This window comes from Streptomyces sp. NPDC021749 (assembly GCF_040640655.1).
Taxonomy (GTDB): Bacteria; Actinomycetota; Actinomycetes; order Streptomycetales; family Streptomycetaceae; genus Streptomyces.
The window spans coordinates 62,464-77,017 of the sequence record NZ_JBFACE010000004.1; the positions used below are offsets into that span (position 1 = coordinate 62,464).

15 protein-coding genes are annotated in these 14,554 nt (G+C 73.6%); 4 read left to right on the plus strand and 11 right to left on the minus strand.

Features of this window, described 5'->3' with window-relative positions; translation table 11 throughout:
* Window positions 1-24 precede the first annotated feature (24 nt).
* Both AB0G35_RS05375 and AB0G35_RS05380 read right to left on the minus strand, forming a co-directional pair.
* On the minus strand, window positions 25-210 hold the full coding sequence (locus tag AB0G35_RS05375) for a hypothetical protein (RefSeq protein ID WP_030411128.1): 186 nt from the start codon (window positions 208-210) through the stop codon (window positions 25-27).
* Window positions 211-748: 538 nt separating this feature from the next.
* Window positions 749-1,168: a TOBE domain-containing protein gene (locus AB0G35_RS05380; RefSeq protein WP_360944595.1), complete on the minus strand. Its 420-nt coding sequence runs from the start codon at window positions 1,166-1,168 to the stop codon at window positions 749-751.
* 137 nt (window positions 1,169-1,305) lie between these two features.
* Here AB0G35_RS05380 and AB0G35_RS05385 point away from each other — a divergent pair, with 137 nt between their 5' ends.
* From AB0G35_RS05385 to AB0G35_RS05395, 3 genes are all read left to right on the plus strand, one after another.
* Window positions 1,306-1,701 (plus strand): helix-turn-helix transcriptional regulator, encoded by a 396-nt coding sequence (locus AB0G35_RS05385; protein WP_360944027.1) that lies wholly within the window; start codon window positions 1,306-1,308, stop codon window positions 1,699-1,701.
* 208 nt (window positions 1,702-1,909) lie between these two features.
* The gene (gene modA, locus AB0G35_RS05390) at window positions 1,910-2,710 is read left to right on the plus strand and encodes a molybdate ABC transporter substrate-binding protein (protein WP_360944030.1); all 801 of its coding nucleotides are present in this window, start codon (window positions 1,910-1,912) and stop codon (window positions 2,708-2,710) included.
* Between the two features lie 113 nt (window positions 2,711-2,823).
* Window positions 2,824-4,830 carry an ABC transporter permease gene (locus tag AB0G35_RS05395; protein ID WP_360944033.1) on the plus strand — a complete coding sequence of 669 codons (2,007 nt, stop codon included), beginning with the start codon at window positions 2,824-2,826 and terminating at the stop codon, window positions 4,828-4,830.
* Window positions 4,831-4,853: 23 nt separating this feature from the next.
* Here AB0G35_RS05395 and AB0G35_RS05400 read toward each other — a convergent pair whose 3' ends face one another.
* The 8 genes from AB0G35_RS05400 to AB0G35_RS05435 form a co-directional block, all read right to left on the minus strand.
* Complete coding sequence (locus AB0G35_RS05400; RefSeq protein ID WP_360944036.1) at window positions 4,854-5,303, minus strand: nitroreductase family deazaflavin-dependent oxidoreductase; 450 nt, start codon at window positions 5,301-5,303, stop codon at window positions 4,854-4,856.
* A 215-nt stretch (window positions 5,304-5,518) separates the two neighbouring features.
* A complete protein-coding gene (locus AB0G35_RS05405) occupies window positions 5,519-6,988 on the minus strand; it encodes a SulP family inorganic anion transporter (RefSeq protein ID WP_360944039.1) in 1,470 nt (489 codons plus the stop codon).
* A 14-nt stretch (window positions 6,989-7,002) separates the two neighbouring features.
* On the minus strand, window positions 7,003-7,605 hold the full coding sequence (locus AB0G35_RS05410) for a carbonic anhydrase (protein ID WP_360944042.1): 603 nt from the start codon (window positions 7,603-7,605) through the stop codon (window positions 7,003-7,005).
* 93 nt (window positions 7,606-7,698) lie between these two features.
* Entirely contained in the window at window positions 7,699-8,151 is a 453-nt protein-coding gene (locus AB0G35_RS05415; RefSeq protein WP_360944045.1) for a hypothetical protein, read from the minus strand.
* A 169-nt stretch (window positions 8,152-8,320) separates the two neighbouring features.
* Window positions 8,321-9,604 carry an MFS transporter gene (locus AB0G35_RS05420; RefSeq protein ID WP_360944048.1) on the minus strand — a complete coding sequence of 428 codons (1,284 nt, stop codon included), beginning with the start codon at window positions 9,602-9,604 and terminating at the stop codon, window positions 8,321-8,323.
* Between the two features lie 13 nt (window positions 9,605-9,617).
* Complete coding sequence (locus tag AB0G35_RS05425) at window positions 9,618-10,130, minus strand: hypothetical protein (RefSeq protein ID WP_360944051.1); 513 nt, start codon at window positions 10,128-10,130, stop codon at window positions 9,618-9,620.
* A 48-nt stretch (window positions 10,131-10,178) separates the two neighbouring features.
* Complete coding sequence (locus AB0G35_RS05430) at window positions 10,179-11,417, minus strand: hypothetical protein (protein WP_360944054.1); 1,239 nt, start codon at window positions 11,415-11,417, stop codon at window positions 10,179-10,181.
* A 138-nt stretch (window positions 11,418-11,555) separates the two neighbouring features.
* Window positions 11,556-11,711 (minus strand): hypothetical protein, encoded by a 156-nt coding sequence (locus AB0G35_RS05435; RefSeq protein WP_199816252.1) that lies wholly within the window; start codon window positions 11,709-11,711, stop codon window positions 11,556-11,558.
* Window positions 11,712-12,083: 372 nt separating this feature from the next.
* Between AB0G35_RS05435 and AB0G35_RS05440 the strand changes: the two genes are divergently transcribed.
* Window positions 12,084-13,796: a hydrogenase maturation protein gene (locus tag AB0G35_RS05440; RefSeq protein ID WP_360944057.1), complete on the plus strand. Its 1,713-nt coding sequence runs from the start codon at window positions 12,084-12,086 to the stop codon at window positions 13,794-13,796.
* Window positions 13,797-13,822: 26 nt separating this feature from the next.
* On the opposite strand, the gene AB0G35_RS05445 is transcribed toward AB0G35_RS05440, so the two are convergent.
* A complete protein-coding gene (locus AB0G35_RS05445) occupies window positions 13,823-14,359 on the minus strand; it encodes a winged helix-turn-helix domain-containing protein (RefSeq protein WP_360944060.1) in 537 nt (178 codons plus the stop codon).
* Window positions 14,360-14,554 lie beyond the last annotated feature (195 nt).

A 14,554-nucleotide genomic window follows, 5' to 3' on the forward strand; every position in this document is an offset into this window, starting at 1 on the left:
GTCTGTTCAGCCAACGCTTTCCCCTCAGCGGACGTCGGTCTTGGGCCGGGGGGTGGGCGGCGAGATCAGGAGCAGCGCGGCCAGCAGCAGCGCACCTCCACACTCGCGGGTGTCGCGGAAGACGCCGTCGGCCTCGGCGGGTTCAAGCAGTCCCTCGACCTCGGCGGCCAGGGTGGCCGTCTCGACCGGCGCTGTGCGATCCGTAACCATGCGATCAACTCCTTTGACGAATGGGATACCAGATTCACATCGGGATTTTTGGGACGCAACGGGAGAGAACCCGCCAAACGCCGCGAACTTCGCATTCTTGACGTCGGCTCAGAGGCCGTTCCCCAGCTCAAAATGCCTGCGGATCCACGAAGTTGGGACCTTCGTGCGGCATCCCTGCGGCGGTGCTCCCCGGGCGCTCCACGGGTGATCAGCTGGCACCGATGGCGGATTTCGCTGCTCCGTTCGGATGGCACCGGGTGCCGTGAGGGGCGGCCCGGCGGCCGCGGGCGGCGCGGTGGCGGGCTGCCCTAGAGTGCGAGCGTGCCGACGTACAGCACTGGTCAGGCAGCGGCCGGGTGTGAGTTCGCAGACCGTCCGGCGGTGGGCCGACCGCGGTCAGCTGCGCGGGGAAGGGACTACGGCCACCGCGACGGCGCGGCACGCCGGCGGTACCGGTCCACCACCTCGGTGACGCCGGCGGTACCGGTTCACCACCTCGGTGACGCCGGCGGTACCAGCGGCGCCGGGGCCGGTGCGGTCAGGCCGCGGCGAGCGCGATCTCGGTGGACTTGACCAGCGCGGTCACCTCGGAACCGGCGGCCAGCCCCAGGTCCTCGGCCGCGTCCCTGGTGATCGCGGCGGTCAGCTCGCCGCCCGCGACGGCGACCTTCACCCCGGCCATCGCACCGCCGGCCGAGACGGCGGTGACCGTGCCGGGCAGCCGGTTGCGGATGCTCAGCCCGCCGACCTCACCGGTGGCCAGCGCGACCTCGGTGGACTTGATCAGCGCACGCACCGCTGTACCTTCCGTGAGGCCCAGTTGTCCGACCGCCTCGCGGGTGACCGCGGCGGTGATCTCCTGCCCACCGTCCAGCCCGACCCTGACCAGGGCCATGACCTCGCCGGGGGAGACGGAGCGGACGGTCCCGGACAGCTGGTTGCGGATGCTCAGGCTCATGCCCCACACCCTGCGCGCTGCCGCCCGGCCGCGCATCGCGAGGAACGTCGTCCCTTCCTCCAAGTCGGCTGGCATTTGCTACGGAGATCCTTCCAGTGGATTGCATCTGCCAGGCCGGGCTGCCTATCTTGTCGCACATGCAGTCCTACACAATCGGCCAGGCGGCGCGGCTGCTGGGCGTCAGCCCGGACACCGCCCGCCGGTGGGCGGACGCCGGCAGGGTCGCGACCCATCGCGACGACAGCGGCCGCCGCCTCATCGACGGCCGCGATCTGGCCGCCTTCTCCGTCGAGGTGGCGCAGACCGGCACCGGTGAGGACGACGCCTCGTACACCTCCGCCCGCAACGCCTTCCCGGGCATCGTCACCGCCGTGAAACTCGGCGATGTCGCCGCCCAGGTCGAGATCCAGGCCGGTCCGCACCGGCTGGTCTCCCTGCTGACCCGGGAGGCGGTGGAGGAACTGGGACTGGAGGTCGGCATGCAGGCCACCGCCCGCGTGAAGTCCACCAGCGTGCACATCGACCGCTCCTGAAGGCCCCGACCGCTCCCGTACCCCCGCGGTGGCGTCCGCCCGCAGCACCAGGCCGGCTCCCCACCGTCCACCGCGGCAGCACCACAGCCGGACCGCGCCCCGTCCCCACCGGCCGGCTGCTCCTCCCAGCGGCGTCGCCCGTCCACGGCGCGGCTTTTCCCGTCCGCTCGGACGACCCCCTCGTCCCGCGTCACAAGGAGTCCCGCCCATGTCCCCGTTCCTCACCGGCCGCCGCGCCGCCGCCGCGGTGGTGACCGCCGCCCTCCTCGTCCCGCTCGCCGCCTGCGGCAAGGGCGACGCCGAGACGGACAAGGGTGCCGAGAAGTCCGGCGGCAAGTCCGCCGAGACGCAGCTGACCGTGCTCGCCGCCTCCTCGCTCACCGACGTCTTCAAGAAGGCCGGCGCGGCGTACGAGAAGGACCACCCGGGCACCAGGGTGAACTTCTCCTTCGCCGGCTCCCAGGAGCTCGCCGCCCAGGTCAAGCAGGGCGCCCCCGCCGACGCGCTGGTCACCGCCGACACCAAGACCATGGACGGGCTGAAGGCGGACGCCGGAAGCCCGACCGTCATCGCCCACAACCGCCTGGTCATCGTCACCGGCGAGGGCAACCCGAAGAAGGTCCACACCCTCAAGGACCTCACCGACCGCAAGCTGAAGGTCGTGCTCGCCGCCCCCGAGGTGCCGGTCGGCCGCTACGGCAAGCAGGTCCTGGACGCCCAGAAGCTCAAGGTCACCCCGGTCTCGCAGGAGCCCAACGTCCGCGCCGTCCTCGGCAAGGTCGAAATGGGCGAGGCGGACGCCGGCCTGGTCTACAAGACGGACGCCGCCACCGCGCCGAAGAAGGTCGACGCGATCGACATCCCCGACGACCAGAACGCCGTCGCCGCCTACCCGGCCGCGACCCTGAAGACCTCGCAGCACGCCGCCGCCGCGGCCGCCTTCGTGAGGTGGCTGAGCACCCCCGAGGCCCAGAAGATCCTGCAGAACGCGGGCTTCCAGAAGCCGTGACGGGGTTCCGCGCGCACGGGGCTGCCCGGCTCGGGGCAGCGGACGGCCCCGTGCGCGCCACCGGGGCCGGCCCGCCCCGGCCGGCCCGCCCCGCACCGACCCCAGGACCGACGATGAGACGCTCCCGCACCCCGGCCACGCCCGCAGCGGCCCGGCCCGCGGCCGCCCGGCGCCGCACGCCCGGCGCCCGTACCCCCGTCGCGCTCGCCGTGCCCGCGCTGCTCGCCGTCGCGTTCCTGCTGATGCCGCTGCTCGGCATCCTCGCCCGCACCACCTGGAGCGACCTCGGCACCCATCTGACCAGTCCCGGCGTCACCGAGGCGCTCGGCCTCTCCCTGCTGGTCTCCTTCTGGGCGCTGGGCCTGTCCCTGCTGCTCGGCGTGCCGCTGGCCTGGCTGCTGGCCCGGGTCGACTTCCCCGGCAAGGCAGTGGTCCGCTCGCTGGTGCTGCTGCCGATGGTGCTGCCGCCGACCGTCGGCGGTGTCGCCCTGCTGCTCGGCTTCGGCCGCCGCGGACTGCTCGGCCCCTGGCTGGAGGGCACCTTCGGCGTCGTCCTGCCGTTCCACACCTCGGGCGCGGTGGTCGCCGCCACCTTCGTCGCGATGCCGTTCCTGGTCATCAGCCTGGAGGGCACGCTCGCCGGCCTGCGCCCCAGCTACGAGGAGACCGCGGCCTCCCTCGGCGCGTCCCCGGTCCGCGTCTTCACCACCGTCACCCTCCCCATGGTCGCCCCGGGCCTGGCCGCCGGCGCCGCGCTCACCTGGGCCCGGGCACTCGGCGAATTCGGCGCCACCATCACCTTCGCCGGCAACCTGCCCGGCACCACCCAGACCCTTCCGCTCCAGGTCTACCTGCTGCTCCAGGACTCCCCGGAGGCCGCCACCTCGGTCTCCCTGCTGCTGCTCGTCATCGCCATGGCCGTGCTGATCTGCCTGCGCGGCCGCTGGACCGGCGCGACGCCCGCCGGCCGTACGCCGCGCACCGCGCCGGCCGCCGACGAGACCGAGCCGCCCGGAACCACCGGCGGCGACCCACCAGTGGTGACGGACCGTCAGGAGCCAGCCGTCACGGAACCGCACCGGGACCGCTGGCCGCTGCACGCCGAGGTCACCGGCTTCACCGCACTGACCCTGGACGCCGGACCCGGCACCACCATCGCCGTCGTCGGACCCAACGGCGCCGGCAAGACCACCCTGCTGCGCGCCCTGCTCGGACTCACCCGGCGCGCCCACGCCACCCTGCGCCTCGGTGACACCGACGTCACCGCCCTGCCCCCGCACCACCGCGGGGTCGCCTGGGTCCCCCAGGACGGTGCGCTCTTCCCGCACCTGAGCGCCCTGAGCAACACCGCCTACGGCCTGCGGGCGCACGGTGTCCCGCGCGCCGAGGCCCGCCGGGCCGCCCAGGGCTGGCTCGACCGGCTCGGCGTCGGTCACCTCGCCCACCGCCGGCCCGCCCAGCTCTCCGGCGGCCAGGCCCAACGCGTCGCGCTGGCCCGGGCCTTGGCCGCCCGTCCCCGCCTGCTGCTGCTCGACGAACCGCTGGCCGCCCTCGACCAGACCACCCGCGCCCACGTCCGGCATGCGCTGCGCGGCCATCTCGCGGGCTTCGACGGGGTCTGCCTGCTCGTCACCCACGACCCCGTCGAGGCGGTCTCGCTCGCCGACCGGGTCCTCGTCCTCGACGACGGCCGCGCCCTCCAGGACGCCCCGCCCGCCGAGGTCACCCGGCATCCCCGCTCGCCCTGGGTCGCCCGGATGCTGGGCCGCAACGCCTGGCCCGGCACCGCCACCGGCGACGGCCTCGCGCTCGCCGGCGGCGGGCACCTCGTCGTCGCCGACCGCCTGCCCGAGGGCGTCCGGGCGCTGGCGGTGATCGCGCCCGAGGCGGTCTCCGTCCACCTCGACAAACCCGCCGGCAGCCCCCGCAACGTCTGGCCCGGCACCGTACGGGAAATCACCTCGGCGGGCAGCCGGCTGCGGATCCTCATCACCTCCCCGCACGCCCCCGACCTCGTCGCCGAGATCACCCCCTCGGCCGCCCTCGAACTCGGCCTGGCCGACGGGGTACCGGTGTGGACCGGCATCAAGGCCACCGAGGTCTCGCTGGTGACGCTCTAGCCGACGACCGTGGTCCCGCTGCCTCAGCGGTGTTCCGCGGCCGCCGGCTCCAGCACGAACACCGGGATCTCGCGGGTCGTCTTCTTCTGATAGGCGTCGTAATCCGGGAACGCCTCCACCGCCCGCCCCCACCACACGGCCTTCTCCTCGCCGCTGACCTCACGGGCCGTCATGTCCCGGCGGACCGGGCCGTCCTGGAGCTCCACCCGGGGGTCGGCGACGACGTTGTGGTACCAGAGGGGGTTCTTGGGCGCGCCGCCCAGGGACGCCACCACGGCGTACGTCCCCTCGTGCTCGACCCGCATCACCGGGGACTTGCGGATCTTGCCGCTCCGGGCGCCGCGGGTGGTCAGGACCACGACCGGCAGCCCACGGATCGTCGTGCCCCGCGTCCCGCCGGAGCTCTCGTACTCCTCGACCTGCTCCCGGACCCACGGCGTCGGGCTCGGTTCGTACTCACCCTGAAGAGGCATCCGCCCGTCCTCTCTTGCTGTACGGCGGTCATGGCACCGGCAGCGGCGCACCGCGGTTCCGCGGCCGCCCCTGACCTTCGCTCAACCACCGTGGCGGACGCAATCATCCCGGCCGCCCCGTCGTGTCCCGGCGGGCGGCGGAGGTGGAACGACCGGGGCCCGGTTCCGCGCACCGTTCGGTGCGCGGAACCGGGCCCCGCGAGGACGGCCGGAGGTCAGGACACCAGCGCAACCGCCCTGAGGCTCCTCCGGTGCTGCTCGGCCCAGTTGGTCAGCGCCGCCTCACAGGCGTGGTCGAGATGGCGCAGCCCGCTCAGGTCCAGCTCCACGTCCCGGTGGGCGGGCAGCGTTTCGAGCTGGTCGAGGATCTTGGGCAGCCGCAGGAAGGTGGCGTTGCCGACCGCGCGCACCAGCACCGGCTGCTCCTCGTCCTCCGGGGTCTCGATGTCCAGGTGGACGTGCGAGGTCTCCCAGGCCGTCTTCGCGATCGCCAGCAGCAGACCGATCAGCACCCCCTCGAACATGTTCACCGTGACGATGGCGAGCGCGGTGACCAGCAGCACCACGGCCTCCCCGCGGTGCTCGCGCCACAGCGGCCGCCATGCCTTCAGCGGCAGCAACTTCCAGCCCGCGTGGATCAGTACGCCCGCCAGCGCCGCCACCGGGACGATGCCCAGCGCGGCCGGGAAGGCCGCGGCGAACACCAGCAGCCAGACCCCGTGCAGCACCCGGGACGCCTTGGTGCGGGCCCCCGCCTGGACATTGGCGGCACTGCGCACGATCACCGCGGTCATCGGCAGCGCGCCGAGCAGGCCGCACACGGTGTTGCCGGCGCCCTGGGCCATCAGCTCCTTGTCGTAGTCGGTCTTCGGCCCGTCGTGCAGCCGGTCCACCGCCGCCGCACTGAACAGCGATTCGGCGGAGGCGATCAGTGCGAAGGCGAGGACCGTGCCCAGCACGCCGACCTCGGTGAGCCGGCTCAGATCCGACATGCCCGGTGGCTGGATCGCGTCCAGCAGCCCGCTGACCCGGACCCGGGCGACCGGCAGGTCCAGCGCCCAGACCGCGGTGGTGGCGAGCGCCACCGCGACCAGCGGCGCCGGGAGCACCCGGGCGCCGCGCCGCCAGCGCGGCCACAGGATCAGCACGGCGACGGTCCCGGCGCCGACCGCGAGCGCGGACAGCGCGGTGCCGGAGCCGACGGTGGCGGCGGCCAGCGCCGGTACGCCGCCGAGGTTGGCCAGTCCGCTGCCCGGCGCCTTGGCGTCCGTGAGGGCGTAGACCTGACCGGCGATCAGCACCAGGCCGATGCCGGCCAGCATGCCCTGGACGACGGCGACCGAGATCGCCCGGAACCAGCGGCCCAACTTCAGTGCGCCCATGGCCAGTTGGAGTATCCCGGCCGCCAGCACCAGGGCACCCAGCGTCCCGATGCCGTACTCCTTGACGGCCTCGAAGACCAGCACGGTCAGACCCGCGGCCGGGCCGCTGACCTGCAGGCTGCTGCCGGGGAGCAGCCCGGTGAGCAGACCGCCGACGACACCGGTGACCAGGCCGAGTTCGGCCGGTGCGCCGGAGGCGACGGCCACCCCGACGCACAGCGGGACGGCCACCAGGAAGACCACCAGGGAGGCGGTGAAGTCGGCGCGGAAGGACGCCGCGCGGGAGGAGAGCAGTCGCTTCATCGTCGTCCCCGCGCTCACAGCGGAAGGAACAGGTCGGAGGCCGGGTGATGGGCCACGACCAGGCCGGTGTGCACTTCGTAGAACCAGCCGTGCAGGTTCACCTCGCCGGCCGCCAGCCGCTCCTGCACACAGGGGTACTCGCGCAGCCGGGCGACCTGTTGGCGCACGTGCTGCTGGACCGCGGCGGCGACCGTCGGCTCGGGGTCCTCGGGCAGTTCGTCGGAGAGCGCCTGGGCCAGCCAGTCGCGAACGGCCGGCGCACCGGTCAGGTCCTCGCCGCGGGCCTTGGCGCCGACCGCGCCGCAGTGCGAATGACCGCAGACCACGATGTCGGCGACCCGCAGCACCCGCATCGCGTACTCGATGGTGGCGGCCTCCGCGCACGCCGCCATGTCGTCGCGGTAGACGGGCACGGCGTTGCCGGCGGTGCGCAGTTCGAACAGTTCGCCCGGACGCGCCCCGGTGATCAGGGACGGTACGACCCGGGAGTCGGAGCAGGTGATGAAGAGGGCGAGGGGGGACTGGCCGGACGCGAGCCGGCCGTAGGTCTCCTGCTCCTCACGTCGCTCGGCGATACGGGCCGTCAGGCTCCGGGCATGCTGGATGAAGGTTTCCACGAGGAGGTCTCCTGCTGGTGAGTGGTGCCACTGTGGGGGTGGTGGCGGGAACGTGCGAGGTGCGGCGGGTGGTGCAGGCCACCACGGCCGCGCTCAGCAGCGGAAGACGCAGTGCAGGACGGGGAACGGGGCCGGTCTCGAAGCGGCCCGGGTGGAACTGCCCGCGGCCGGACCGCCGGACCCGCCGGCGGACGACATCACCGGCGGGGCGTCCGCGCCGGACGGCGGCAGCGGGCGGCCGGCGTGCCGGGGCACGCCGGCGGAGGTGCGCGCGCTGCCCCGGGGCGCACCGCGCTCGGCGTCCCGTTTGGTCTTCTCCTCGTCGGAGTCGGAGTCGGAGCCGGGCTTGACGGCAGGCGGGGCGCCCGCGGGCTTGGCGACGGGGGCGGCGAACGTGGCGGTCGCACCGGCGCCGGCGCCCACCGCGCCCAGCAGGAAGGCCAGTACGACGGCGACGGCGATCAGGGCGCCCCGGAGCAGGCCGCGCACCGGTATGCAGGGTGTGCCGCGGTCCTTCCGCATCCTCGCCCCCCGTCGCAGGTCCATGGGCCTACAGCTTCTCCTCACAGTGCAGCATCCAGGTTTCCGGCATGAAAACGAGAAATGACGCCATGTTTCGAGATTTCTCCTGGTGCACTCGTGCACCATCCGCCCGGCGTATCCGTGCACCGTCCGCCGGGCGTACCCGTGCACCGTCCGCCGGGCGCACGGGCGTTCACGTGCGGCCGGCTTCGGTACGGGCGGCCGCTCGCTGCGCGCGGTCGGTGCGCGGCGTCCGGGCCGACCAGCCCACGGCGGGCAGCACCGCCAGCGCCAGGACCCCGCCGGCCAGCGCCAGGACCGGGTAACCGCCCGCCGCCACGACCAGCCCCGACGACAGTCCGCCGGCCGCACCGGCGCCCGCGATGCCGACGTCGACCAGGCCCTGGACCGCGGCGCGCCGCTCGGGCGGCAGGGCGTCGGTGACCATGGCCGTGCCGCTGACCAGCCCGGTGTTCCAGCCCAGGCCGAGCAGCACCAGCGCGGTGGCGAGCAGCGGGACCGAGTGCGGCGGCGCCGTCGCGGCGAGCACGCCGGCCGCCAGCAGCAGCGGGCCCGACGCGGCGGCGATCCACCGCCGGCCGTACCGGTCGACGAGCAGTCCGGTGAGTGGCGAGGGCAGGAACATGGCCGCCACGTGCAGGGCGATCACCAGCCCGGCGGCCTGCGGGTCCGAGCCGTGCGCCAGCATGTGGACCGGCGTCATCGTCATCACCGCGATCATCACGAGCTGGGTGAGGACCATGACCGCGGTGCCGGCCACCAGGCCGCGCCGCTGCGCACCGCCCAACGGAAGCCCCGGCGCGGGGACTTCGTCCGGTGCGGCGTCCGCCCGCTCCGGCTCGGCGGCGAGCCTCGCGGCCAGCCGGAGCGGATCGGGCCGCAGCAGCGCGGCCAGCACCGCCGCCGCCGCGGCGAACGCCGCGAAGGCCAGCAGGAACGGCCCGGCCAGCCGGGGGATGCCCCAGGCGTGCGCCAGGTCGCCGGTCCACGTCACCAGGTTGGGGCCGGCCACCGCGCCGAGCGTGGTGGCGAACAGCACCGTGCTCACCGCGCGTCCGCGCCGCGCGGGGGAGGCCAGATCGGCGCCCGCGTAGCGCGCCATGAGGTTGGTCGCGGTGCCCGCCCCGTAGACCAGCAGGGCCCCGCACAGCAGCGCGGCGCTCCCGACGGCTGCCGCCACGACCACCCCGAGGCTGCCCAGCGCCGCGGCGCCGTACCCGAGGGCGAGCCCGGGGCGCCGGCCCCAGCGGCGGCACAGCCGGCCGATCCCGGCCGCGCCGAACGCGGCCCCGGCGGTGAACAGCGCACTGGGCACGCCCGCCAGACCTGTCGAGCCGAACATGTCCTCGGCGAGCAGCGCGCCGACGGTGATGCCCGCGGCGAGCCCGGCCCCGCTGAGGATCTGGGCCGCCACCAGGACGGCCAGGACGCGCCGTTGTTCCGGTCTCTCGTGCATGACCTGCGAACCCCTATACCGGTGCCGGCGGCTTCAGCGCCGCGATGTCCGCGAGCGGCATGTCCAGCTGTCGGTGCAGGAAGCGCACGATCGTCCAGTGCGGCAGTGCCCCCTCGTCGAACGGCCCGAACTCCGCGCAGTACAGCGGGATCCAGCGCAGCGCCTCCTCGATGACCTGCTCGCGCCCCGGCTCGCGCTGGTAGTCCTCGTAGGCGATGCTGCGGTGCTCGATGAAGTACCGCCCGGGCAGCCGCTGCTCGCACAGCTCGCGGTACTCCCGGGTCTGCAGGATGAGGTAGTGCCAGATCTCGTCGATGTCCTGCTCGACCGGGAGGAACAGTCCGCCGAGCCGGTCGCGGTAGCGCGAGACCAGGTAGAGGTACCGCAGGCATTCGGTGACCTGCCGTGCCACGAACTCCCGCGGGGCCTCGCTGCGGGCGGCGAAATGGTCGATGACCTCGGTGTGCAGCGCCTGACCGAGCAGGTCCCGGAGGGCGTCGGCGGATATCGGCGGGCGGCTGGTCATGGGTCTCCTGTGCGGGTGCGGACGGGCGGGTGGAGAGGGGGGTGCGGATCAGTCGGCGTCGACGAGCCAGGCGTACTTCCCCGACTTCCCGATGGGGACGTGGGCCTGGTGCACCGGCCGGCAGCGCCGCCCGGTGAGCTCACCGACGGCGTCCTCCAGCGCGGCGGACTCGGCGCCCCCGACGGGCACGCCGTGGAAGGTGGTGTACGCCAGCAGGGCCTCGCCGGGGCCGGTCAGCTGCAGCTGGTAGACGAACACGTCCGGGGAGATCTCGCCGATGCACCGGTCGAGGTCGCCCTGGGCGACCGGCCCGTTCGGTGTCGGCAGCAATTCCTTCCGGCGGCCGCAGAATTGGGTGATCCGGTCCGGGTCCGGGGTGCCGTCCAGGGTGCGGACGCAGTCGCCCGAGCGGTAGCGGATCAGCGGCATGAAGGGGTTGCGCACACTGGAGACGACGAGTTCGTGGATCGTGCTGCCCGCGGCGACCGGATGGAGCTCCACGCTCATCCCGTCGAGGTACGGCCGGTACCTGCCGCGCCGGTCGCTGTAGTAGAGGTAGCCGAGCTCGGTGCTGCCGAAGAGGTCGATGACCGGGCAGTCGAAGTGCTGGGCCAGGAAGCGGCGGACGTTGAGCGGGGTGTACTCGTAGGCGTGGATGATGCTGGCGGGCGGCGGGAAGGCGTCCCACAGCCTCCATTCCGCGACCTTCCGCAGCAGATGCGCCAGGTGGTAGCCGGAGCAGTCGAGGTGGTACGAGCCCTGCGGATGCGACTGCCGGGCCGCCTCGATCTCCTGGAGCATCCGCACCACCTCGTCGCGTTCCCAGCGCGCGGGGTCGAGCCGCAGGTTGAGGTAGCAGGTGCGGTCGTCCAGCCACCGGTCCTCGAAGGAGGGCACCGGGGCCGGCGGTACGCCGCGCCGGGCCGCACCGACCCGGGCCACGTGCTCGGTCGCCAGCACGGTGGTGAGCGAGACCCGCCGGCAGCCCGACTCCCAGGTCCCGGCGATGTCCGGATGCTCGCTCCAGAGCCGGTAGTAGGAGTGCAGCAGGAAGTACGGGGGCCGGATCAGCTGCATCCGGGCGTGGTTGGTGCCCGTGGAGAGTACGTATTCCGCCTCGCCGGCTTCCAGGGCCGCGGCCAGCCGGGGGGTCATCCAGTTCTCCGGGAAGCCGCGGGCGATGTCCGGTTTGTCGAGGACCGGGAAATAGCCCTTCGCCAGTGAGGCGCGGTAGAGCGGTATGTCGCGGATCTGCTCGATGACCTCGGCGGTCGGCTGACCATCCATGGAACCCTCGTCATGGCTCGGAGGAGAAGGGGAGTGCCCGCGGGGACGGGGCGCGGCGCCCGGGGGCGGGCCGGCGGCGGCGGGGGGAGTGCCGCGGCCGTCGCTCGCTCCCGGGCGCCGGGGAGTGCCGGAGGACGGTCAGGAGATACAGCCGGCCTTGGGGGCGGCGCTGATGCAGCCGGCCTTGGGCGCGGCGCTGATGCAGCCCTCCTTCGCCGCCTGGGAGGCGGAGTTGGCGGCCAGCCAGCTGCGCCACACGTCGTCCTGGGCCATCTTCTTGATGAGCTGCTCCATGGGAACCTCCGGTGAGAGTGCGGAAGACGGTCCGGCATCGGCGCTGACCTGCGCCGATGCCGCACACAGAAAGTAAAAGGCTAGCCAAGCAAATGTCAATGAAAGGCAATGCGGGGGCGGTCTGAAGCGGCTTCGGCGCGCCAACTTTGGCGGGATACCGCCGAGATGGCCCGCGACCGGAACTACCTGACGGGCAGTCAGCCCTGCCCGGTCCCGCCCGGCCGGGTCCGGTCGGCGCCTTGCGCCATCCGGCCGACGCCGATCGGGGGACCTGCCGGGCGGGCGCGCGGCGCGCGGCCGTACCCGGGGAACGCTCACCACCGGCCACCCAGGCCCGTCGCACACCGGTTGCCGCACCAGGGGAGTGAAGCCGTGCACATTCTGCTCATCGCCGGCGCCTTCAACAGCCTGACCCAGCGCGTCCACGCCGAACTCGGCGACCGCGGACACCGGGTCGGCGTGGAACTGGTGACTGCGCACACCCCGCTGCTCGACGTGGTACGCCGGCACGCCCCCGATCTGATCGTGGCGCCCATGCTCACCACGGCCGTCCCCCGGGAGGTGTGGTCCGCCCACACCTGTCTGATCGTGCACCCCGGCCCGGTCGGCGACCGCGGCCCGTCCTCCGTGGACTGGGCGGTGCACCTGGGCGCGGACACCTGGGGCGTGACCGTCCTGCAGGCCAACGACGAGATGGACGCCGGCGACATCTGGGCCTCGGCGAGCTGCCCGGTCCCCGAGGTGGGCAAGAGCGACCTGTACCGCAACGAGATCGCCGACGCGGCCGTCGAGGCGGTGCTCACCGCCGTCGAGCGCTTCGCCTCCGGCACCCACCGCCCGCAGCCCCAGGCCACCCTGCCCGAGGGCGCGCGAACCGGCCGTCCCCGGCCGCCGTTCCGTCAGGACCTGCGCCGGATCGACTGGCGGTCCGACCCCACCGCCACCGTCGTACGCACCCTCCGCGCCGCCGACTCCCGGCCCGGCGTGCGCGACGAACTCCTCGGCGGCACCTGGATGTTGCACGGCGGGCACCCCGAGGACACCCTGCGCGGCCGGCCGGGTGAACTGCTCGCCACCCGGTGCGGCGCGATCTGCCGGGCGACGGCCGACGGCGCGGTGTGGATCCCCGAACTCCGGGCGCCGCGCAAGGCGGGGGAGCCCGGCACCGTCAAGCTCCCCGCCACCCTCGCGCTGGGCGACCGTCTGCCGCCGCTCCCCGAGCTCCCGGCCCCGCTCGACGCGGGCGACGCGCCCCGTACCTGGAGCGACATCCGCTACCGCGAGGACGGCCCGGCCGGTTTCCTGGAGTTCTCCTTCCCGGGCGGGGCGATGAGCACCGACCACTGCCGGCGGCTGCTCGCCGCCTACCGCCACGCCTGCACCCGGCCCACCTCCGTGCTGGTCCTGGGCGGCCGCCGGGACTTCTTCTCCAACGGCATCCACCTCAATGTGATCGAGGCCGCGGCCGACCCCGCCGAGGAGTCCTGGGCCAACCTCAACGCCATGGACGACCTCGTGGAGGCCGTACTGACCACCACCGACCGACTGGTGGTCGCCGCGCTCGGCGGCAATGCCGCGGCCGGCGGGGTGATGCTGGCGCTCGCCGCCGACGAGGTGTGGTGCCGCTCGGCCGCGGTGCTCAACCCGCACTACCGGCTGATGGGGCTCTACGGCTCGGAGTACTGGACCTACACCCTGCCCCGCCGGGCCGGGCGCGAGGCGGCCGAACGGCTCACCGCCCGCGCCCTGCCGGTCACCGCCGCGACCGGGCGGCGGCTCGGCCTGGTGGACGAGGCCGTCGAGTGCCCCGCGCAGGACTTCCCGCGCCGGACCACCGAACTGGCGCGGCGGCTGGCGGCCTCGCCGGCGGTCCAGTCGCGGATCGCCGCCAAGAAGGACGCCCGGGAACGGGACGAGGCACAGCGGCCGCTCGCCGCCTACCGGGAGCACGAACTCGCCCGGATGCACGAGATCTTCTTCGATCCGGACCAGCCGTACCACGCCCTGCGCCGCGCGTTCGTCCGCAAGGAGCTGCCGGCCGGCACCCCCACGCACCTCAACCCGGGTGCTTCCGCGGGGGCCTGAGGCGCGGCGCAGGGCGCCGGCCGTCGTCAGGGCGCGGGCTGGTACTTGTATCCGATACCGAAGACCGTGCGGATCGAATCGCGCAGGCCCGGCCCCAGACGTCTGCGCAGCCGGGCGATGTGCACGTCGACGGTACGGGTGCTCGATTGGCAGCTCGGCCAGACCGCGGCCATCAGCTGCTCCCGGGTGAAGGCCCGCTGGGGATGCCGTACGAGATGCGCCAGCAGGTCGAATTCGAGCTTGGGCAGGCCGAGTTGGCGGCCCTTGATGAAGACCGTGCGGGCGGCGTTGTCGATCTGGATCGGCTCCGGGCGGGGGGCCGGTCCGGCCGCCGGCTCCTCGGGACGGGGCGGGGCGTCACCCGGCGGGGCCAGGATGATGTGCACCTCGTCCGAGGGCAGCCGGTGCACCGAGACCGGCTCCAGGGAATGCAGGGTCAGTTGCCAGGTGCCGTCCGGGAGACGGTCGACCGCCAGGGGTGGCCCTTCGCCGGGCCCGGCCATTACCGGGCGGCCGAAGTCGGCGTCCGGTCGCAACGCAAGCGGGGTCGTCGAGGAGTTCATAAACATGATCTGGGCCCATTCCTCTTGCAAAGCAGGCGTGTACGGACAGACATGGCGGTGCTCGACGTTCGAAGGGTGCTGAGGTGCTGTGCAGCCATCGCGACGTTGATCCGGTGGTGGGGCGTGGTGGCGAACAGGCACGTGGGAGGCGGCTGCGCCCAACGGGGGCAATCGCTCCGTCCGTGCCACGAGAAC